The organism is Janibacter sp. GS2 (assembly GCF_051200835.1).
Taxonomy (GTDB): domain Bacteria; phylum Actinomycetota; class Actinomycetes; order Actinomycetales; family Dermatophilaceae; genus Janibacter.
Map to the genome: position 1 here is coordinate 1,463,264 of NZ_CP195161.1, position 20,035 is coordinate 1,483,298.

Genomic DNA, 20,035 nt, shown 5'->3' on the forward strand with positions numbered 1-20,035 from the left:
GCCGGCCCCCTTCGCCCTCTCCGGGGGCTGGACCGGCGCACTACACTGACCTGCGGCGTCGGGGAGGCGCCGGTCGTCGTGGACCAACGACGGGTACTCAGTGCGAGGAGACCGCGTGACCCTGCAAGATCTCTGGAAGCTGACCCGCCGCCAGATGGTGACCATCGTGGCCTTCACCGTGGCGGGCCTCGTCCTCGCCTACGGCTGGATGCTCCTGCAGGACAAGGAGTACACCGCGACAGCCGGTGGCTACGTCACGGCGGGTGGAGGACAGAGCATCGGGGAGTCGTACTCGTCGCAGACGCTGGCCCAGCAGAAGGCAGCGGCCTACGTCACGCTCTTCACCAACCGCAACGTGACCGAGGCGGTCATCGACGACCTGGGACTGGACAGCACACCCCAGGCGCTGGCGAGCAGGATCACCGCGACACTGCCTCCCGACGGGGTGACGATCGAGGTCTCCGCCGTCGCCGGTGAGCCGAAGGAGGCGCGTGACATCGCGGACGCCGTCGTCGTCGCGGCGGCCGCAGAGGCGAAGCGGATCGAGGAGTCCGGACCGACCCGGGAGACCGTCGGTGCCGACGGTGAGACGCGCACCGTGAAGTCGCAGGCGCAGGTGCTCATCAAGCCGAACGAGTCCGCGATCCTGCCCACCTCGCCCACGTCTCCGGACCCGCTGCGGATCCTGCCGCTCGGCCTGATCATCGGCCTCCTCGTCGGCTACGCAGTGGCCGCGGTGCGTCACTACAACGACACCAAGGTGCGGCACGTCGATGACATCGAGGAGGCCGCGGGGACCGGCGTGCTCGGGGTGCTGCCCGTGAGCAAGGACCTTGGCTCCGAGCGCGGCGAGGCGCGCCGACCCAAGGCCTTCCACGAGCGCGAGGCGCTGCGGAAGCTGCGCACGAACCTGCGCTTCGTCGACGTCGACCACCAGCCGCGGTCGATCGTCGTGACCAGCGCCAACCAGGGCGAGGGCAAGTCGACGGTCGCCTCGAGCCTGGCCACCGTCCTGGCCGAGTCCGGCGAGCAGGTCGTGCTCATCGACGCGGACCTGCGCCGGTCCGCGGTCGCCCGTGCCTTCGACCTCGATGGCAGCGTCGGGCTCACCGAGGTGCTCGCCGGGACGCTGCCCCTGGCCGACGCGATGCAGACCACGGACGTCCCCGGCCTGCAGATCCTCACGGCGGGGTCCACCCCGCCCAACCCCTCCGAGCTCCTTGGGTCCCACCGGATGGAGGTGCTCATCGCCGAGCTGTCCGAGAAGCACTTCGTCGTGCTCGACGCGCCGCCGCTGCTGCCGGTGACCGACGCCACGCTGCTCACCCGGAGTGCTGATGGCGCGGTCCTCGTCGTGGCCGCCGGCAAGACGCACAAGGAGGCACTCGAGCGCGCAGCGGTCTCCCTCCGCGCGGTGGAGGGCAAGGTCCTCGGGGCCATCCTCAACCAGGCCTCCACCAGCCGCGTCGACCGGATCCGCTACGGCGACGTGGAGTACGGCTACGCGAAGACGTACACCGACGACTACGTGTACGAGGCCGAGGCCAGCCCGGCCGTGATGAGCCGCCGTGACGTCAAGAGACGCCACTCCAAACGCAGCAAGGTCCGCTGAGGCGCAACCACGTCGTGGGGCAGGATGGGCCCATGAGCGTCCGCATCCTGACCGTCTGCACCGGCAACATCTGCCGGTCTCCGTACGCGCACCTCGCGCTGCAGCACGCCCTCGATGCCGTGCGGCCGGGGGCCTTCGTGGTGACCAGCGCCGGGACCCACGCCATGGTGGGCAACCCGGTCGACCCGGGAAGCGCCGGGATCCTCGACTGGCACGGCATCGACTCCGACGGCTTCGCCGCTCGGCAGATCTCCGAGCAGATGCTGGCCGACATCGACGTCGTCCTCCCGCTCGAGGTCGCCCACCGCAAGATCGTGCTCTCCTACTCGCCGCGGCACCTCAAGCGCGCCTTCACCCTCAAGGAGTTCGCCCGGCTGCTCGACTCCGCCGACGCCCGCGAGCCGTGGACCCAGCGCCTGGCCGGGCTGACCACCCCCGAGGACCGGTGGGGGGCGCTCCCGTCGCACCTGGCGCGAGAGCGTGGGCTGAGCCGGGTCGAGGACGGCGTGGACGACATCGCCGACCCCTTCCGGCGGCCGCAGAAGGCCTTCGACGCGATGGCCGAAGAGGTCGACGCGGCTGTCGAGCGGATCGTGGCCTTCGAGGCGCAGTTCAGCTGAGCAGGTCGAGGAGGTAGCGGCCGTAGCCGCTCTTGACCAAGGGCTCGGCGATCCGGCGCAGGCCGTCGTCGTCGACGAAACCCATCCGCCAGGCGACCTCCTCGGGGCAGCCGATCTTCAGGCCCTGCCGGCTCTCGAGCGTGCGCACGTAGTCGCCCGCGTCGTTGAGCGAGTCGAAGGTGCCGGTGTCCAGCCACGCGGTGCCGCGCGTCAGGAGGTCGACGTGCAACCGGCCTTCGTCCAGGTAGGTGCGGTTGAGGTCGGTGATCTCCAGCTCGCCTCGCGCGGAGGGGCGTAACGCCCGGGCCCGCTCCACGACGGTGTTGTCGTAGAAGTACAGACCCGGGACGGCGTACCGGCTCCTCGGGGCGACCGGCTTCTCCTCCAGGGAGGTCGCCCGACCGAGCTCGTCGAAGTCCACGACGCCGTACGCGCTCGGGTCCCTGACCTGGTAGCCGAAGATCGCGGCCCCCTCGATGTCGTGGAAGCGACGCAGTTGGGTGCCCAGACCCGGCCCGTAGAAGATGTTGTCGCCGAGCACGAGGGCCGCCGGACCGCCGTCGAGATGCTCCTCGCCGATGAGGAGGGCCTGGGCCAGCCCGTCCGGGCTCGGCTGCTGCGCATAGGAGATGGACACCCCGTATCGGCTACCGTCCCCGAGGAGCTGCTCGAACTGCGGCGCCTCGTGCGGGGTCGTGATGACGAGGATGTCGCGGAGGCCCGCCAGCAGCAGCGTGCTCAGCGGGTAGTAGATCATCGGCTTGTCGTAGACGGGCACGAGCTGCTTGGAGATCCCCAGGGTGATCGGGTGGAGCCGGGACCCTGTCCCCCCGGCGAGGATGATCCCGCGCATGCCCGCAGCGTAGTGCGTGGCAGTACGCTGCGGCCATGGCGCGCACCGGAGCTCGGAACTCATCCGCGATCGCCGTCGCGGCGGTCCTCGCCCTGTTGTTGGTCGTGGGCGCGCTGTGGACGCTCGTCTTCGTCGACTTCCGTGCGGCTGCCGAAGGGGGCGGAGCCTCGGCCTCGAGGTCGGCCTCGCCCAGCCCGTCCAGCAGCTCCCCGACGCAGGCGAAGGGGGAGTGGACCCTCGGCGACGCCCGCACGGCCTTCGCCCGGGACGACTCCCACACGCTCGTGCTCGGGGACTCGACGGGCAACGCCACGGACGAGTGGGTCCACCAGTGGGCCCAGTCCGAGGAGCTCCCCGTCGCCTCCTGGCAGACCGAGTCCGAGTCGGGCTACGACGTGGACTTCGAGGAGACGCGCGTGTGGTCGGGCGCGATGTTCGAGGCCACCGCGGACTACCCCGCGGAGCACTGGGACGAGATCTGGCCGCCGGAGGACCCTGACCTCGTGATGCTCAACTACGGGCACTTCCAGGACTCCCCGGAGGAGGCCACGCAGGCCCTGGAGGAGCTGCGCGCCGACATCGCCGAGCGCGCACCCAAGGCGCCGATCGTCGTCATCCTGCAGAACCCGCAGGCCGAGGACGCCAATGCGCCGACCCGCGAGGCGATCGCCGAGTGGGCGAAGGACAAGGGACTGCCGACCATCGACATCGCGCAGGCCTTCGAGGAGTCGGAGCTGCTGCCCGAGGACCTGCGGCTGGACAACCTCAACCCCTCCTGGGCCGGCTCTCAGCTCTGGGCCCAGACGGTGAGCGAGGCACTCGCCCCACGGTGAGAGGAGCGCCGGCAGGCCACCGCGTTAGCCTCTGACCATGGCACCGACCATCGAGCGCACCCCGGTCCCGGGGCTCCTCGTCGTCCGCAAGCCCGTCCACCGTGACGAGCGCGGCTGGTTCACGGAGGCCTGGCAGCGCGAGACGATGACCGCGCTCGGTCTGCCGGACTTCGGCCCCATCCAGCACAACGTCTCCCACAACGCGACACGCGGCGCCACCCGGGGCATCCACGCCGAGCCGTGGGACAAGCTCGTCACCGTCGTCCACGGGTCCGTCTTCGGTGCGTGGGTCGATCTGCGGGAGGGCGCGGGCTTCGGGAGGACGTTCACCCTCGAGGTCGACGAGAGCGTCGCGGTCTTCGTCCCCCGGGGAGTGGGCAACTCCTACCAGGCGCTCGCCGACGACACCGTCTACTCCTACCTCGTCAACGAGCACTGGCGGCCCGACCTGACCTATCCCGCGCTCGCCCTCGACGACCCCAGCACCGCGATCGACTGGCCGATCCCCCTGGCGCAGAGCGGGTCGGCTGGAGCGCAGATCAGCGACAAGGACCGCCGCAACCCGCGACTGGAGGAGGTCACCCCCTTCGCGCCCCGTCCCGTGCTCGTCCTCGGGGGCGCCGGTCAGATCGGGCGTGCCCTCCTGCGGCTCCTGCCCCACGCGGTGGCGCCGGGCCGCGACGAGCTCGACCTCGCGGACCCGCGGTCCGTGGCGGCCTACGACTTCAGCGCGCACGACGTCATCATCAACGCCGCGGCGATGACCGCCGTCGACCACGCCGAGAGCGACGACGGGGGCCGCCTCGCCTGGCGCCTCAACGCCCACCTGCCGGCGCACCTGGCCCGGCGAGCGGTGGCCGAGCGCTTCACCCTCGTGCACTACTCCTCGGACTACGTCTTCGACGGGAGCGTCGAGGTGCACGACGAGGACGAGGCCTTCGCGCCGCTCGGGACCTACGGCACGACGAAGGGGGCCGGTGACCTCGCCGTCTCCGTCGCCCCGCGCCACTACCTCCTGCGCACCTCGTGGGTCGTCGGCGACGGCGCCAACTTCGTCGCGACGATGGCCCGCCTGGCCCGCGAAGGGGTCTCGCCCTCGGTCGTCGACGACCAGGTCGGGCGGCTGTCCTTCGCCGCCGAGATCGCGGCGGCGACCGTGCACCTGCTGGCGGGGCAGGCTCCCTTCGGCACCTACGACGTCACCCAGTCCGGCGAGCCGCTGAGCTGGGCGCAGATCGCGCGCGAGGTCTTTGCCGCCTGCGGACGCGACCCCGGCGACGTCACAGGGGTCTCGACCGAGCAGTACTCGGCGGGCCGGGTCGTCAGCGCCCGGCCGAGGCACTCGACGCTCTCCCTGGCGAAGCTCGCGCAGACCGGGTACGAGCCGGCCGACCAGCTCGACGCGCTGCGCGCCCACCTCGAGAGGATGGCCTGACATGCGGGTACTCGTGACCGGGGGAGCCGGGTTCATCGGGAGCAACTTCGTCCACCAGACGCTGGCGACACGGTCGGACGCGGAGGTGACGGTCCTCGACGCGCTGACCTATGCCGGGAGCACGGTCTCGCTCGAGGGGGTGCTCGACGATGTGCGCTTCGTCCACGGGAGCGTCGCGGACGCGCCGCTGGTGGACTCGCTGGTGGGGGCCGCCGACGTGGTGGTGCACTTCGCTGCCGAGTCGCACAACGACAACTCGCTCGTGGACCCCTCGCCCTTCGTGCAGACCAATGTCGTGGGGACCTACGAGCTGCTCGAGGCGGTGCGGCGCCACGGCGTGCGCTACCACCACATCTCGACCGACGAGGTCTACGGCGACCTCCCGCTCGACTCCCCGGAGCGGTTCAGCGAGGCGACGGCGTACAACCCGTCCAGCCCCTACTCCTCGACGAAGGGGGCGAGTGACCTCCTCGTGCGCGCCTGGGTGCGCTCCTTCGGCATCGAGGCGACGATCTCCAACTGCTCCAACAACTACGGCCCCCGCCAGCACGTCGAGAAGTTCATCCCGCGCCAGGTGACCAATGTCATCGACGGGGTGCGCCCGCGGCTCTACGGCGACGGGCTCAACGTGCGCGACTGGATCCACGTCGACGACCACAACAGCGCGGTCTGGACGATCATCGAGCGGGGGGTCGCGGGGGAGACCTACCTCATCGGCGCCGACGGTGAGGTCGACAACCGCCGGGTGGTCGAGGAGGTGCTCGCGCTCATGGGCCGTCCGCGCGACGACTACGACCACGTCACCGACCGGCCGGGTCACGACCGGCGCTACGCCATCGACGCCACCCGGCTGCGCACCGAGCTCGGCTGGGCACCGCAGTACCGGGACTTCCGCGAGGGCCTGCGCGCGACGATCGACTGGTACCGCACCCACGAGGACTGGTGGCGCCCGCAGAAGGACGCCGTCGAGGCGACCTACGCCCGCACCGAGCGGGTGCTGTAACCCCCCTTCGCCCTCGCGCCCCGCCCCCGCCCCGCCCCGCCCCGCCCCCTCGCGGGTCGATGTATCCCCGAGAGTCCTGACGCACCCCTGGACATCCACTCGCTGTGCACAGGCGCCGCTGCCACCCGCCCTTCGTCCACAGGGTTGCCCCGACCCCACTGCGCAGCGAAGGGAACCGCGAGTGTGCAGGCATGTCATCGCCGCCACGGGAGTCCCCGATCGAGCGCCACCGTCGGGTGCAGGAGGTGTCCGCGGAGACCGGCCACGTGCTCGACCACCGACGGCTGCGGCAGCTGGGCGTCACCCGGTTCCAGGCGGCCGCCCAGGTCGCGGCCGGCCGGTGGAGGCGGGTGGGCCGGCAGACCTTCAGCACCCGGGATGCTCCTCTCGACGACCTCGCGCAACGCTGGCGGGCCGTGTGGGAGGCCGGGGAGGGCATCGCGCTCGTCGACGGGGTCTCGGCGCTGCAGGTGGCCGGGCTCACGGGGTGGACCGAGGACCGCGTACACATCTCGGCGCTCCACAACCACAACGTCGGGCCGATCTCGGGAGTCGCGGTGCACAAGGTGATCCGCCGCGTCGAAGGGGAGGTCGCCGGGGTCGGACTCCCGCGCACCACGCCGGCGGTGGCGGCGATCCGGGCCGCGCACTGGGCCGTCAGCGATCGGCAGGCGGCGACGATCATGGCGATGACGGTGCAGCAGCGCCTGGCCACCGGGGCGCAGCTCCTCGCGGCTCGACGTCGGGTGCGGGGCCGCACGCGGCGCGCCTTCATCCGGGGCATCGCCCTCGACATCGCGGACGGGGCGCAGGCCTTGGGGGAGCTGGAGTTCGCGCAGGCCTGCCGACGAAGGGGGATGCCTGAGCCGACCCGACAGGTGCTGCGGGTCCTGCCCGGGGGGCGGGCCTATCTCGATGTCTACTTCGAGGAGTACGGGTTGGTCGTCGAGATCGATGGCGCTGGTCACCGGTGGGGGCTGAACGCCGTGGATGACAACCTGCGCGACAACGCCGTCGTCATCGACGGCGACCGGGTCCTGCGGATCAACGTCATCGGGCTCCGGCTCAGCGAGGAGGCCTTCATGGACCAGCTGGCGGGCGCCCTTCGCTCCGAATGGGCGCAGGCGAACCTCTCCCGTCGTCGGCTGCGCTCGGCCTGAACCCTCAGGTCGATGTATGACGGTGGGTCGAGGCGCTCGTGGGTACATCGCCCCGCGCCGTGGGCAGCGTTTGCGGAGGCGCCGAGAGCTCGACCATCATTGCGCGGGTGCGTAACGGCTACCTCGATCTGCTCCGGGTCGTGGGGACCATCGCCATCGTGCTGGGGCACATCGAGGCCCTCGCGCCGATCCCCGCGCTGGTCTATCCCTGGCACGTGCCGATCTTCTTCATCCTCTCCGGGTGGCTCTGGCGCACCGGGCGCAGCGTGCGGTCGGAGATCCGCGTCCGGGCCAAGAGCCTGCTCCTGCCCTACGCGACGTGGTTCGTCGTCGTGTCGGTGGTCTACGGGGCCGTGCTCGCCGCCCATGGCCGGGACCAGACGGAGAAGGTCGAGGAACAGCTGCCCGGAGGCGCCCACGCGGTCGAGCCGTACTCCGCCTTCTGGTTCATCACCGCGCTCTTCGTCGCCGTGGTCCTCATCCGCGCGCTGGAGGCGACCGGCCTCCCGCTGTGGGCGCAGGTCGCCGTCGGTGTCCTGGCCTGCGTCCTCGTCCAGGTCTTCCCCGACATCGCGATCGAGTCCCCCTTCGCCATCGCCCAGGGGATCGGGTGCATGGTCTTCGTCCACGCCGGGAGGCTGCTGCGCAGGGTCGGGTCGCACGGCGGATGGGCGGCCGGCGCCCTGCTGGCGGGTGTCGCCCTGGCCGCGTTGCCCTGGGTCCGCGACCTGGATCTGAAGTTCATCGACTACGGGACACCGGTGGCCGGCCTCGTGGCGGCGGTGCTCATCAGTGCCGGCCTCGTCATGGCGCCGATCCACATCGGTGGTGTCTGGGCCCACCGGCTCGGTGCGCTCGCCCAGACGGGCTTCGCGGTCGTCCTGCTCCACGCGCTCATCGTGTGGCTGGGCCGGGACGACCCGCCGCTGGTCGTGGCGGCGATCGCGGTCGTGCTGCCGTGGGTCATCGGCCTGCTGCTCGCGCGCACGCGCGCCGGGGCGGCCTTCGGGTGTGCTCGACCGGCTCCGCTCGTCACTGCCCCCGCCCCGGCAGCCGCTGCGTCGAGGTAAACCCGAGCCCCCGGGCGCACCCCGGGACATCGACTCGGGGAGCGGGGCTCCCTTCGGGCCTGCGGTCGATGTCCGCGCGAGCGTTGAGGCTCACCCTCGTACATCGAACGAGGCGAAGGGGGGCGAGGCGAAGGGGGGCGAGGCGAAGGGAGGACGAGGCGAAGAGGAGGTCGGCCACCCTCAGAGCAGGCCCAGCTCCGAGACGATGAAGAGCAGACCGAAGCCGGTGAGGAAGGCGAGCCCGAGGTAGGAGAGCACCCGGATGGCGGGGGAGAGCGGGCGCTCGCTGCGGATGATGGAGAAGTTCAGCCAGGCGAAGACCGGCGCCGTGAGGAAGGCGCTGATCATCGCGAAGCGCAGCATCGTGCTCAGCTCGGCACTCATCCACACGACGATGCCCAGGCCGATCGCGGCGATGCCGGTGATCCACACGTCCTTGTGCCGGCGGCTCATCTCGGGCGCGCCGCGGATCAGTCGCAGCGACTCGGCGCAGGCGCGGGCGTACCCGTCAACCACCGAGATGACGGTGCCGAACATCGCGAGGAAGGCGATGGTCCCCATGAGCGGCACCGCCCACTGGCCGATGGCGCTGCCGTACATCGACATCAGCTGCGGGATGTAGGCGCCGCCGGCCATCTGCAACTCGGTGCCGCTGCCGTACTGCACGAGCATGCCAAGGGTGATGAAGAAGACCGCCAGCACCATCGAGGTGAAGTAGCCCGCGTTGAAGTCGAAGAGCACGTCCTTCGTCGAGACGGTGCGGTCCTCCCCCTTCGCCCGGACCCACATCGAGTTGAGCGCACTGATCTCGATCGGCGCCGGCATCCAGCCGATGAGGGCGACGAGGAAGGGCAGGCTCGCCAGCGTCCACGGCGAGGGGTCCTCGAAGCCCGGCTGGCGCACCGCCCCCTGGCTCGCGGCCATGACCACGGCGATGACCGTGGAGACGGCGAGCAGCGTGACGATGACCTTGGTGACGCCGTCGAGAGCGACGTAGTGGCCACCGACGAGCAGGATCCAGGTGATGACGATCAGTGCCGTTGCCAGCAGCGGGATACCCACGGCCCACGACGCCGGGAGCAGGTTGGCCAGGATCACCGTGCACAGCAGCGCGACGCCCGCGGTCGAGACCACCGAGGACAGCGCCGCGAGCACGAAGAAGACCCACAGGTAGACCTTGCCCCGGCGGGCGTAGCCCTCCACGAGGCTGCGGCCGGTCTCGGCGGTGTACTGCGGACCGAAGCGGAAGAAGGGGTACTTCAGGACGTTCGCCAGGATGACCAGGCCGACGAGCTGCCAGCCGAAGAGGGCACCGGCCTGCGTGGAGGAGATCAGGTGCGAGGCCCCGATCGCGGCCGAGGCGGCCAGCAGGCCGGGGCCCAGCGCCGCCCACTTGCTGCGCCAGGTGGAGGGCGGCGTGGTCTGGGTCACTTCGTGCACACTCATGCGCGGAACCGTAACACCGAGTTCGCCGCCCGGCTCGATGTGCATCCGAGCGCCCGAGCGCTCACTTTTACATCGACCGGCGAAGGGGGGGCCGGCCGGCGAAGGGGGATCAGCTCAGCCACTCGTTCCAGCCGTGGTGGAGCACCAGCCACGCGATGAGGCCGTAGCCCGCCTGGCCAGGGTGGACGCCGTCGGCGGAGGAGGCGAGGTCGGATTCCCACTGGTCGTGGCCGACGAGCGGGGTGAAGGTGTCGACGAAGGTCACCCCGCGCCGGTCGCAGACGTCGCGCTGGGCGTCGACGAGCTGACGCAGGGCGTCGTTGGTCGCCGGGTCGGCGGTGGGCGGGGGACCGACGACGAAGGTCGCCACTCCCTGGCTCGAGGCCTCGTCGAGGACATTGGCCAGGTTGAGGCGGTGGCGGGCGATCGACGTGCCCGCGGCGACGTCCCCGTGCCCGATCTGGAGGACCAGCCGGCGCTCGGCGGCGTCGTGGAAGCGGCGCACCCCCTCGGTCTGCCATCGTTCGGCCACCCCGCCGGAGGTCTCCCCGCGCAGACCGAGGTTGTAGTGGGCCAGCACGGCGTCGCCGAGATCGGTGCGGGCGAGGACACGACCGGTCCAGCCGAGCGCCTTCTCGTCACCGATACCGGCCACGAAGGAGTCACCGATGAAGACCAGCGAGAGATCCCTTCGTCCGTCATCCGTGGAGAAGGTCGCGCTGGGGGTGAACTCGTTGCCGGCTGCGTCCGTCATCGGGGTGCCGCTCACGTCGGGGGTGCTCCTGGTGGTGGTTCGTGCGGTCGGGGTACGGCCCGACGTTACTCGTCGTCGAGCTCGTCGTCGTCCAGGCGGGCCAGGTAGGACGCGAGTCGATCGATCGACGTCTCGAACTCGGGATGGAGGTCGACGAAGATGCGGAGCTGGTCACTCACCCACTCGAGAGTGACCAGCTCCTCACCACGCCGACCTGCGAGCTCCTCGATGCCGCGGTCGGTGAAGTACATCAGCGATCGAAGGCTGCTCGGATGAGCTCCGCCTGCTCGGCTGCGTGCTTCTTCGCCGTGCCGGCCGCCGGGGATGCGCTGGCCGGACGGGCGATGACGCTCAGCGAACGCGTGTCACCGTGCTCGGCGAGGTCGGCCGGGAGGTTGAGCCCGAGGTAGGGCCACGCACCCATGTTCGCCGGCTCCTCCTGGACGAGGACGAGCTCCGCGTCGGGGTACTTCGCCAGCTCCCGGGTCAGCTCCTCGCCCGGGAGGGGGTAGAAGCGCTCCAGGCGCAGGATCGCCGTCTCCTCGTCGCCACGCTTCGCGCGCTCGGCGTCGAGGTCGTGGACGACCTTGCCGGCCGCGAGGATCACCCGGGTGACCTGGTCTCCGCTCGGCTCCGCCGGGTCCGGGAGCACCGCGCGGAAGCCGCCCTCGGTGAAGTCCTCCGGGTTGCTCGTGGCGGCCTTGAGGCGAAGCATCGACTTCGGCGTGAAGACGATCAGCGGACGACGCGGCCGGCTGTAGGCCTGACGACGCAGCAGGTGGAAGTAGCTCGCCGGCGTCGACGGGAAGGCGACCGTCATGTTGTTCTCCGCGCACATCGTCAGGAAGCGCTCGATGCGGGCGGAGGAGTGGTCCGGTCCCTGTCCCTCGTAGCCGTGCGGCAGCAGGAGGACGACCGAGGAGTTCTGGCCCCACTTCTGCTCGGAGGAGGAGATGAACTCGTCGATGATCGTCGCGGCACCGTTGACGAAGTCACCGAACTGCGCCTCCCACAGCACGAGCGCGTCGGGGCGCTCGACCGAGTAGCCGTACTCGAAGCCCACCGCGGCGAACTCCGACAGCAGCGAGTCGTAGACCCAGAAGCGGGCCTGGTCGCCACCGAGGTAGTTCAGCGGCGTCCACTCCTCGGCGGTGTTCTTGTCGATGAGCACCGCGTGGCGCTGCACGAAGGTGCCGCGACGCGAGTCCTGCCCGGTCAGGCGCACCGGCGTGCCGTCCATGAGGAGGGAGCCGAAGGCGAGCATCTCGCCCGTGGCCCAGTCGATGCCGCCCTCGTTGACCGAGGCCGCGCGCTTCGTCATCGCCTGCTGCAGCTTCGGGTGGGTCGTGAAGTCCTCCGGCGGCGAGGCGAAGATGTCCCCGATGTGCTTGAGGTCGGTCGCCGGGATCCCGGTCTCCGTCGCGGAGCGCTTGGTCTCGTCGGTCGTCTGCGACGACGGACGCTCCAGGCCCGCGTTGTCCGGGGCGTCGGTGGTCCCGGGCTTGTCGGAGGGGGAGTCCGCGGAGTCCTTCAGCGCTTCCTTCGTCTCGGCGAAGACCCGCTCGAGCTGCGCCTGGTAGTCGCGCAGCGCCTCGTCGGCCTCCTCGGGGGTGATGTCGTTGCGACCGATGAGGCTCTCCGTGTAGAGCTTGCGGACCGAGCGCTTGGACTCGATGAGCTTGTACATCAGCGGCTGGGTCATCGAGGGGTCGTCACCCTCGTTGTGACCGCGACGGCGGTAGCACACGACGTCGATGACGACGTCCTTGTGGAACTCCTGGCGGAACTCGAAGGCGAGCTCCGCGGCGCGCACGCAGGCCTCGGGGTCGTCGCCGTTGACGTGGAAGACCGGCGCCTGGATCATCCGGGCCACATCGGTCGAGTAGACCGAGGAGCGGCCGGCGACGGGGGAGGTCGTGAAGCCGACCTGGTTGTTGACGACGACGTGGATGGTGCCGCCGGTGCGGTACCCGCGCAGCTGGCTCTGCTGCAGGGTCTCCGCGACGACGCCCTGACCGGCGAAGGCCGCGTCACCGTGCATGAGGATCGGCAGGACGGGGAAGTCCTCGCCGCCGTGGTTGAGCCGGTCCTGCTTGGCACGAACGATGCCCTCGAGCACCGGGTTGACCGCTTCGAGGTGGCTCGGGTTGGCGGCGAGGTAGACCTTGGTCTTCGCGCCGTCCTCACCGGTGAACTCACCCTCGGTGCCGAGGTGGTACTTCACGTCACCGGAGCCCTGGACGGACTTCGGGTCGAGCTTGCCCTCGAACTCACGGAAGATCTGGCCGTAGGACTTGCCGGCGATGTTGGCCAGCACGTTGAGGCGCCCGCGGTGGGGCATGCCGATGCAGACCTCCTCCATGCCCTCGCCGGCGGCGCGGGCGAGGATGCGGTCGAGCACGGCGATGACCGACTCGCCCCCCTCGAGGGAGAACCGCTTCTGCCCGACGAACTTCGTCTGGAGGAAGGTCTCGAAGGCCTCGGCGGCGTTGAGGCGGCGCAGCACACGCAGCTGCTCCTCGCTCGTGGACTTGGCGTAGCCGACCTCGACCCGCTGCTGCATCCAGCGGCGCTGGCCCGGGTCCTGGATGTGCATGTACTCGACGCCGGTGGTGCGGCAGTAGGAGTCCCGCAGGATGCCGAGGATCTTGCGCAGCTTGAGGAAGGGCTCGCCGCCGAAACCGCCGGTGGCGAAGTGCCGGTCGAGGTCCCACAGCGTCAGGCCGTGGCTGGTGATGTCGAGGTCGGGGTGGCGGCGCTGCTTGTACTCCAGCGGGTCGATGTCGGCCATGAGGTGACCGCGCACCCGGTAGGAGTGGATGAGCTCCTGCACCCGGGCGACCTTGTTGATGTCGTCGTCGTGCGTCGTGGAGATGTCCTGCACCCAGCGGATGGGCTCGTAGGGGATGCGCAGGCTCTCGAAGATCTCGTCGTAGAAGTTGTCCTTGCCCTGGAGCAATTCGTGGACGACCCGCAGGAACTCACCCGAGAGTGCGCCCTGGATGATCCGGTGGTCGTACGTCGAGGTGAGGGTGACGATCTTGGAGACGGCGTTGCGGTTGAGGGTGTCGGTGCTCGCACCCTGCCACTCGGCCGGGTACTCCAGCGCGCCGACGCCGATGATCGCCCCCTGGCCCGGCATGAGGCGGGGCATGGAGTGGACGGTGCCGATCCCGCCGGGGTTGGTCAGCGACATCGTCGTGCCCTGGAAGTCGGCGACGGTCAGCTTGCCGTCACGCGCCTTCTTGACGACCTCCTCGTAGGCCCTCCAGAAGCCGGTGAAGTCCATCGCCTCGGCCGGCTTGACGGCCGGGACCATGAGCTGGCGGGAGCCGTCGTCCTTCTGCAGGTCGATGGCGATGCCGAGGCCCACGTGCCCCGGGGTGACGAGGACGGGCTTGCCCTTCTCGTTCGTCGAGTAGCTGACGTTCATGTCCGGCACCGTGCGCAGCGCCTTGATCAGCGCGTAGCCGATGAGGTGGGTGAAGGAGACCTTGCCACCGCGACTGCGCTTGAGGTGGTTGTTGATGACGATGCGGTTGTCGATGAGCAGCTTCGCCGGGACGGCGCGCACGGAGGTGGCCGTCGGGACCTCGAGCGAGGCCTCCATGTTGGTCACGACACGAGCAGCAGCACCGCGAAGGGGGGTCTCCTCGTCCGTCTTCTCCGCTGCCTTGTCCTTCGCGGCCTGGTCGTCGGCGGGCGTGGCCTTGGGCTGCTGCGGAGTCTTCACCTCGGTCTCGGGCTCGGCCTTCTTCGGCTCTGCCTTGGCCTCGGCCTTCTTCGGCTCGGCCTTCTTCGGCTCGGCCTTCTTCGCCTCTGCCTTGGGCTCGGTCTTCTTCGGCTCGGCCTTCTTCGCCTCAGGCTTCGTCGGCTCTGCGGAGGACTCGTCCTTGGCGGGGGAGGAGGTCGCCCCCTTCGCCGCCGTGCCGTTGGTGCTGGAGCCCTTGCCGGGCTCGTAACTCTCGAAGAACTCCCACCACGCCTCGTCGACGTTGTTGCGGTCCTGCATGAACTGCTCGTACAGCTCGTCGACCAGCCACTCGTTCGGGCCGAAGTCGTTCAGGGACACGGAGCCATCCTGGGGGTCAGGCACGGCGGATACGCCTCTTTCATCACAGTTGCGAACGGGGCCCGAAGTCACCGCGGACCCCTACTGGCTCAAGCCTAACGTGAGCAACGCCATCTCGGGCTGGCGGTCCGCCGGACGCGCCGAGGGACCGTCACCCGGCGGTGAGCGGTCCCTCGGCGGTGGTCGGACGGGTCTAGCTGATGTCCTTGCGCACGGTGAGCCAGGAGCCGAGCCCGGCCAGCACCGCGGCATAGGCGGCGAGCGTGAGCGCCCCACCCCACCACTCGAGCTGGTTGGCCCCGCTGCCGTTGCTGATCCCGCTGACCATCGACTGTGTCGCGGCCGACGGGAGGAACTGCACCACGTGCTCAGCGCCCCAGTCCCAGAAGCTCAGCGCGAAGCCCGCGAGTGGTTCGACGATCCACGCGACCCCGACGGCGATGAGCAGGGCCGCGACCTGGTTGGGGATGAGGATCCCGGCACCGAGACCGATGAGCGCCCACAGACCGAGCACGAGCAGGCTCAGGGCGAGGGTGCGCGCGACCCCGGCCCCGGGGAAGACCTCCGCGCCGCGCGAGGCGAGGATGATCGCCCCGACACCCACGGACCCCAGGAGCGAGATCACGCCGTAGAAGGCACCGATCGCCAGGAGGGAGATGACCTTCGCGCCCATGACGGTGGTGCGCTTGGGCACCGCGAGGAAGGTGCTGGTGATCGTCTTGTGCCGGTACTCGCTGCCGATCTGCATCACCCCGACGGTCAGGGTCAGCAGGTAGGCGATGGACAGCCCGGCGGTGTAGACCGAGTTGGCGATCTGCTCGGCGTCGCCGGTGAACTGCTGCTCCGGCGGTGCCCCCGACTGGTCCATCGTCGTGAGGAACCCGAAGAGCCCAGCGAAGAGCGCGCTGACGACGAAGATGGCGATCGCCATGCCCCACCACATGCGGGTGGATGAGAACTTGAGGAACTCGGACTTGATCGCGCCGATCACTGGTTCGCCCCTTCCTGGCCGGGGGCCGAGACCGGAGTCATCGGTTCGGCCTGTGCCCCTGCGGCTTCCCCGGCGTCCCCGAGGTTGCGGTTGGTGCCCTCGGTGAGGGAGAAGAAGAGCTGCTCGAGGTCCGCGGCGAGCGGACGCAACTCGTGGACCGGCAGACCGGCGCGCATCGCGACGTCGCCGATGAGCCGCAGGTCCTCGGTCTCCGCGATGATCGCCCCGTCGTCCTGGGCGGAGGCCGGGACGTCCGCGACCCGGAGTGCTCCGAGGAGCGTGTCGGTCTGCGTCGTGCGCACGAGCGAGGTCGAGGCGCCGCGCAGATCACCGACCGTGCCCTCGCGCACCAGTCGTCCGTTGGAGATGATCACGACGTCGTCGACGGTCTGCTCGACCTCCTGCAGCAGGTGGCTCGAGATGAGCACCGTGCGCCCCTCGCTCGCGAGGTGACGCAGGAAGCCGCGCAGCCACCGGATGCCCTCGGGGTCGAGCCCGTTGGCCGGCTCGTCGAGGACGAGCAGGCGCGGGTCGCCGAGCAGGGCGGCCGCCAGGCCGAGACGCTGGCGCATGCCCATGCTGTAGCCACCCGCACGCTTGCGGGCGGCCGCCGGGATGCCGGTGAGCTCGAGGAGCTCGTCGACCCGGGAGTTCGGGACACCGTCCGTCGCGGCAAGGACCCTCAGGTGGTCCCGACCGGAGCGGCCGGGGTGGAAGTTCGTCGCCTCGAGCGCCGACCCGACGACCCGCTGGGGGTGCGCGAGGTCGTGGTAGGTCGAGCCGTCGATCGTGGCCGTCCCGCCGCTCTGCTTGATGAGCCCGAGCAGCATCCGCAGGCTCGTCGTCTTGCCGGCGCCGTTCGGGCCGAGGAAGCCGGTGATCCGTCCGGGCTCGACGCTGAAGCTCAGGTCGTCGACGGCGGTGAAGCCGCCGAACTTCTTGGTCAGGTTGCGCACTTCGACGCGTGCGCCCTCGACACTCATGTGAATCCCCTGTCTGCATGGTGCGTGGTCACGCCCATGCAACCATCCCCGGCGCGACGAGGGCGAGCGACATCCCGCAGTGGGTCCGCGCCCGTACGAGCAGTGGGTCCGCGCCCGTACGATGGGGGCATCATGACCGTCGGTCTCCTGCTCCTTGCCCTCCTCCTCACCCTGGGCACCGCCCTCTTCGTCGCCGCCGAGTTCTCTCTCGTCGCCCTGGACCGGCCGGCCGTGCAACGTGCCGTCGACTCCGGCGACAGCGCCGCGAAGCCCGTGCTCGGCTCCCTTCGTCGCCTCTCGACCCTGCTCTCCGCCTGCCAGGTCGGCATCACCGTCACGACACTGGCGCTGGGTTTCATCGCCAACCCGGCCATCGGCGCGCTCATCAGCCCGCTGCTGGAGTCGGCCGGGCTGCCCGAGAGGGCCGCCGCGAACTCCGCGAGCGGCATCGCCCTCGTCATCGCCACAGGGTTTTCGATGATCCTCGGCGAGATGGTCCCCAAGACCCTCGCCGTGTCCGCTCCCCTGGGCACGGCGAAGGTCGTGGCCCTGCCGATGCAGGTCGTCGGCGCGATCTTCAAGCCCGCGATCTTCGTGCTCAACGGCTCCGCGAACTGGGCCCTGCACCGGATGGGGATCGAGCCGCAGGAGGAGCTGTCGGCCGCGCGCAGCCCGAGCGAGCTCGCGTCCCTCGTGCGCACCTCCGTCGAGGCGGGCACCCTCGACTCCGGCACCGGCCGGCTCGTCGCGCGTTCGCTGGGCTTCGGTGAGCAGACCGCCGCCGACGTGATGACGCCGCGCAACCGGGCCAGCGCCATCGACCGCAGGGCCACGGCCGAGGACCTCGTCTCGCTCGCGCGCCGCACCGGTCACTCCCGTTTCCCCGTCACCGCCGGCGATGACTGGGACGACATCGACGGCGTCGTCCACGTGAAGAAGGGCATCGCCGTCCCGCACGAGCGCCGTGAGTCGGTCCCCGTCTCCGCGCTGATGATCGATGCCGTCGTCGTCCCCGAGACCCTGCGCCTGGACCCGCTGCTCATCCAGCTGCGTGACTCGGGCCTGCAGATGGGCGTCGTCGTCGACGAGTACGGAGGCACCGCGGGCCTGGTCACGCTCGAGGACCTCGTCGAGGAGATCGTCGGTGAGGTCCACGACGAGCACGACCTCGCCCAGACCACCGGGCGCTCCCTCGGCGACGGGGTGTGGACCGTGCCGGGCCTCTGGCGCCCCGACGAGGTCCGCGACCGTCTCGGCGCCCCGGTGCCCGAGGGCTCGGCCTACGAGACCGTCGGTGGCTGGGTCATGGCCGAGCTGGGGCGCGTGCCGGAGGTCGGCGACACCGTCGACGTCGACGGATGGCAGGTCACGGTCGCCGACATGGAGGCCCACCGGGTCGATCGGCTGCGCTTCGTCGAGCTGGAGCCGACCCCGGACGAAGGGGGTGAGTCGGCATGACGACCGTCCTCGTCACCCTCGTGCTCCTGCTGGCCAATGCCTTCTTCGTCGGCGCCGAGTTCGCCGCGATGGCCGCCAGACGCAGCCAGCTCGAGCCGCTCGCCGACGAGGGCAACAAGCGAGCCCAGGTCGCCGTCGACGCCATGCAGCACACCGGTGTCCTGCTCGCGACCTGCCAGCTCGGCATCACCGTCTGCTCGGTGCTGCTCGGTGCGATCTCTGAGGCGGCACTCCACCACGCACTGCACCCGCTCATGGAGCAGATCGGTGTGCCGGACGCCTTCACGGACATCACCTCACTCGTGCTCGCGATCCTCGTCGTCGTCTACCTGCACGTCGTCGTCGGGGAGATGATCCCGAAGAACCTCGCCATCGCCGGGCCGGAGCGCTCGGCGATGGCCCTCGTGCCGCCGCTGATGTGGGTCATGAAGGTCACCAAGCCGGTCATCCTCGCGATGGACTGGGTGTCCAAGGCCTTCGTCCGGGCGATGGGCATCGACCCGAAGGACGAGGTCGGAGCGGCCTTCACGGCCGAGGAGGTCCAGCACATCGTCACCGAGTCCCACAAGGAGGGGCTCGTCGAGGCGGATCGGTACGGACTCATCGGCGCTGCGTTGGAGTTCTCCGACAAGAACGCCCGCGACGTGGCGGTCCGCCTCGACCAGCTGATCACCGTCGAGGACGGGGCGACCCCGGACGGCATCGAGCGGCTCGTCGCGAAGCACGGGTTCTCCCGCTACCCGCTGTCCGACACCGCAGGGGACCTGGCCGGGTACCTGCACCTCAAGGACGTGCTCTACGCGGATGCGGACCAGCGCTCCGAGCCGGTGCCGCGCAAGCGACTGCGCCGGATGGCCACGGTCCTGCCCGATGACGAGGTCGAGGACGTGCTGACGACCATGCAACGCACCGGGACCCACGTCGCGCGGGTCGTGGGTGACGCGGGCGACGTCCTCGGGGTCGTCTTCCTCGAGGACGTCATCGAGGAGCTCGTCGGTGAGGTGACCGACTCGACCCAGCGCAGCTGATCACTGGGAGACCGAGCGCTCGATTCGGTCGATGAGGGACTCCAGGCCGATCTCGAACTCCCGCTCGCTGGTGTCCTGGCTGAGCTGCTCCTGCATGCGCTGCACGTGGGGAGCGGTCCTGAGGTCGACCAGCCCGTCGCGCTCCGGGATGTCCGCGCCCCCTTCGTCGAGGGTCTCGTCCATCGGCACGATGTCGCGGCCGTGGACGGCGACCTCCAGCAGCAGGGAGCCGACGAGGAAGGTCGTGAAGACCTTGTAGGCGTCCACCGCCTTGGTGTCGTCGAAGCCGTGCGCGCTGAGCGTGGACAGGAAGTGCTCGATCACGTCGATGCTGCGCAGTGGGGGACGCAGCCACGGTGCCGCAGGGTGCCGGGACGCCGCCAGCGGGAAGGCGGCCGGGTGGGCGAGCGCGACCCGGCGGACCTCGTGGGCCATGCTCTGCAGGTAGCCCTGCCAGGTCGTGAACCCCTCAGCCTCGGCCCGGTCGGTGATCCCGGCCATGAGCCGCTCGACGACGGCCTCGAGCAGGTCCTCGCGACCGGAGACGTAGCGGTACAGCGACATCGCCTCCACGCCGAGATCCTGACCCACGCGGCGCATCGTCAGGCCCTGCACCCCGTGCGTGTCGATCGAGGTGATCGCCGCCTGCACGATGCGCTCCCGGTCCAGGCGGCGGCGCGTCCTCGGGGGCGGATCGGGTGGAGGGGAGTTCATCGG

General features: G+C 70.3%; 17 protein-coding genes. 9 read left to right on the forward strand and 8 right to left on the reverse strand.

The window, feature by feature from the left end:
* Positions 1-115: 115 nt before the first annotated feature.
* On the forward strand, positions 116-1,612 hold the full coding sequence (locus tag ACR9E9_RS07175) for a polysaccharide biosynthesis tyrosine autokinase (RefSeq protein ID WP_435203108.1): 1,497 nt from the start codon (positions 116-118) through the stop codon (positions 1,610-1,612).
* A 32-nt stretch (positions 1,613-1,644) separates the two neighbouring features.
* The gene (locus ACR9E9_RS07180; protein ID WP_435203110.1) at positions 1,645-2,232 is read left to right on the forward strand and encodes a low molecular weight phosphatase family protein; all 588 of its coding nucleotides are present in this window, start codon (positions 1,645-1,647) and stop codon (positions 2,230-2,232) included.
* Here the strand turns inward: ACR9E9_RS07180 and rfbA are convergent.
* A complete protein-coding gene (gene rfbA, locus ACR9E9_RS07185; protein WP_435203112.1) occupies positions 2,225-3,085 on the reverse strand; it encodes a glucose-1-phosphate thymidylyltransferase RfbA in 861 nt (286 codons plus the stop codon). The two genes, ACR9E9_RS07180 and rfbA, sit on opposite strands and share 8 nt — an antisense overlap.
* Positions 3,086-3,120: 35 nt before the next feature.
* On the opposite strand from rfbA, the gene ACR9E9_RS07190 reads away from it, so the two are divergent.
* The 5 genes from ACR9E9_RS07190 to ACR9E9_RS07210 all read left to right on the forward strand — a co-directional run bounded on the left by ACR9E9_RS07190 (position 3,121) and on the right by ACR9E9_RS07210 (position 8,586).
* Positions 3,121-3,918, forward strand: coding sequence for an SGNH/GDSL hydrolase family protein (locus ACR9E9_RS07190; RefSeq protein ID WP_435203114.1), 798 nt, complete (start codon positions 3,121-3,123; stop codon positions 3,916-3,918).
* 37 nt (positions 3,919-3,955) lie between these two features.
* Positions 3,956-5,353 (forward strand): sugar nucleotide-binding protein, encoded by a 1,398-nt coding sequence (locus tag ACR9E9_RS07195; protein ID WP_435203116.1) that lies wholly within the window; start codon positions 3,956-3,958, stop codon positions 5,351-5,353.
* Position 5,354: 1 nt separating this feature from the next.
* Positions 5,355-6,356, forward strand: a complete 1,002-nt coding sequence (rfbB, locus tag ACR9E9_RS07200) for a dTDP-glucose 4,6-dehydratase (RefSeq protein WP_435203118.1) — start codon at positions 5,355-5,357, stop codon at positions 6,354-6,356.
* Between the two features lie 191 nt (positions 6,357-6,547).
* Positions 6,548-7,516 carry a hypothetical protein gene (locus ACR9E9_RS07205; protein ID WP_435203120.1) on the forward strand — a complete coding sequence of 323 codons (969 nt, stop codon included), beginning with the start codon at positions 6,548-6,550 and terminating at the stop codon, positions 7,514-7,516.
* Between the two features lie 107 nt (positions 7,517-7,623).
* A complete protein-coding gene (locus ACR9E9_RS07210; RefSeq protein ID WP_435203122.1) occupies positions 7,624-8,586 on the forward strand; it encodes an acyltransferase family protein in 963 nt (320 codons plus the stop codon).
* Between the two features lie 180 nt (positions 8,587-8,766).
* On the opposite strand, the gene ACR9E9_RS07215 is transcribed toward ACR9E9_RS07210, so the two are convergent.
* From ACR9E9_RS07215 to ACR9E9_RS07240, 6 genes are all read right to left on the reverse strand, one after another.
* Positions 8,767-10,032 carry an NRAMP family divalent metal transporter gene (locus ACR9E9_RS07215; RefSeq protein WP_435203124.1) on the reverse strand — a complete coding sequence of 422 codons (1,266 nt, stop codon included), beginning with the start codon at positions 10,030-10,032 and terminating at the stop codon, positions 8,767-8,769.
* 109 nt (positions 10,033-10,141) lie between these two features.
* The gene (locus ACR9E9_RS07220; protein WP_435203126.1) at positions 10,142-10,801 is read right to left on the reverse strand and encodes a GDSL-type esterase/lipase family protein; all 660 of its coding nucleotides are present in this window, start codon (positions 10,799-10,801) and stop codon (positions 10,142-10,144) included.
* A gap of 50 nt (positions 10,802-10,851) precedes the next feature.
* Complete coding sequence (locus ACR9E9_RS07225) at positions 10,852-11,037, reverse strand: DUF6104 family protein (protein ID WP_435203128.1); 186 nt, start codon at positions 11,035-11,037, stop codon at positions 10,852-10,854.
* Positions 11,037-14,798, reverse strand: a complete 3,762-nt coding sequence (locus ACR9E9_RS07230) for a multifunctional oxoglutarate decarboxylase/oxoglutarate dehydrogenase thiamine pyrophosphate-binding subunit/dihydrolipoyllysine-residue succinyltransferase subunit (RefSeq protein ID WP_435203599.1) — start codon at positions 14,796-14,798, stop codon at positions 11,037-11,039. The genes ACR9E9_RS07225 and ACR9E9_RS07230 overlap by 1 nt, the downstream gene beginning before the upstream one ends.
* Positions 14,799-15,051: 253 nt before the next feature.
* On the reverse strand, positions 15,052-15,849 hold the full coding sequence (locus ACR9E9_RS07235) for an ABC transporter permease (protein WP_435203130.1): 798 nt from the start codon (positions 15,847-15,849) through the stop codon (positions 15,052-15,054).
* A complete protein-coding gene (locus tag ACR9E9_RS07240) occupies positions 15,846-16,832 on the reverse strand; it encodes an ABC transporter ATP-binding protein (protein ID WP_435203132.1) in 987 nt (328 codons plus the stop codon). Before ACR9E9_RS07240 ends, ACR9E9_RS07235 begins: the two co-directional genes overlap by 4 nt.
* Positions 16,833-16,964: 132 nt before the next feature.
* Here ACR9E9_RS07240 and ACR9E9_RS07245 point away from each other — a divergent pair, with 132 nt between their 5' ends.
* Both ACR9E9_RS07245 and ACR9E9_RS07250 read left to right on the forward strand, forming a co-directional pair.
* Positions 16,965-18,290, forward strand: a complete 1,326-nt coding sequence (locus tag ACR9E9_RS07245) for a hemolysin family protein (protein ID WP_435203134.1) — start codon at positions 16,965-16,967, stop codon at positions 18,288-18,290.
* The gene (locus ACR9E9_RS07250) at positions 18,287-19,318 is read left to right on the forward strand and encodes a hemolysin family protein (RefSeq protein ID WP_435203136.1); all 1,032 of its coding nucleotides are present in this window, start codon (positions 18,287-18,289) and stop codon (positions 19,316-19,318) included. The genes ACR9E9_RS07245 and ACR9E9_RS07250 overlap by 4 nt, the downstream gene beginning before the upstream one ends.
* Here ACR9E9_RS07250 and ACR9E9_RS07255 read toward each other — a convergent pair whose 3' ends face one another.
* On the reverse strand, positions 19,319-20,032 hold the full coding sequence (locus ACR9E9_RS07255; RefSeq protein WP_435203138.1) for a TetR/AcrR family transcriptional regulator: 714 nt from the start codon (positions 20,030-20,032) through the stop codon (positions 19,319-19,321). It lies immediately after the preceding gene.
* Positions 20,033-20,035: the final 3 nt, after the last annotated feature.

What these genes read in the sequence shown, in the direction of transcription:
- ACR9E9_RS07250 (WP_435203136.1), top strand. Translation starts at nt 18,287, where the DNA reads ATGACGACCGTCCTCGTCACCCTCGTGCTCCTGCTGGCCAATGCCTTC.
- ACR9E9_RS07225 (WP_435203128.1), bottom strand. Translation starts at nt 11,037, where the DNA reads ATGTACTTCACCGACCGCGGCATCGAGGAGCTCGCAGGTCGGCGTGGT.
- ACR9E9_RS07240 (WP_435203132.1), bottom strand. Translation starts at nt 16,832, where the DNA reads ATGAGTGTCGAGGGCGCACGCGTCGAAGTGCGCAACCTGACCAAGAAG.
- rfbB (WP_435203118.1), top strand. Translation starts at nt 5,355, where the DNA reads ATGCGGGTACTCGTGACCGGGGGAGCCGGGTTCATCGGGAGCAACTTC.
- ACR9E9_RS07255 (WP_435203138.1), bottom strand. Translation starts at nt 20,032, where the DNA reads ATGAACTCCCCTCCACCCGATCCGCCCCCGAGGACGCGCCGCCGCCTG.
- ACR9E9_RS07230 (WP_435203599.1), bottom strand. Translation starts at nt 14,798, where the DNA reads ATGCAGGACCGCAACAACGTCGACGAGGCGTGGTGGGAGTTCTTCGAG.
- ACR9E9_RS07205 (WP_435203120.1), top strand. Translation starts at nt 6,548, where the DNA reads ATGTCATCGCCGCCACGGGAGTCCCCGATCGAGCGCCACCGTCGGGTG.
- ACR9E9_RS07245 (WP_435203134.1), top strand. Translation starts at nt 16,965, where the DNA reads ATGACCGTCGGTCTCCTGCTCCTTGCCCTCCTCCTCACCCTGGGCACC.
- ACR9E9_RS07190 (WP_435203114.1), top strand. Translation starts at nt 3,121, where the DNA reads ATGGCGCGCACCGGAGCTCGGAACTCATCCGCGATCGCCGTCGCGGCG.
- ACR9E9_RS07195 (WP_435203116.1), top strand. Translation starts at nt 3,956, where the DNA reads ATGGCACCGACCATCGAGCGCACCCCGGTCCCGGGGCTCCTCGTCGTC.
- rfbA (WP_435203112.1), bottom strand. Translation starts at nt 3,085, where the DNA reads ATGCGCGGGATCATCCTCGCCGGGGGGACAGGGTCCCGGCTCCACCCG.
- ACR9E9_RS07180 (WP_435203110.1), top strand. Translation starts at nt 1,645, where the DNA reads ATGAGCGTCCGCATCCTGACCGTCTGCACCGGCAACATCTGCCGGTCT.
- ACR9E9_RS07215 (WP_435203124.1), bottom strand. Translation starts at nt 10,032, where the DNA reads ATGAGTGTGCACGAAGTGACCCAGACCACGCCGCCCTCCACCTGGCGC.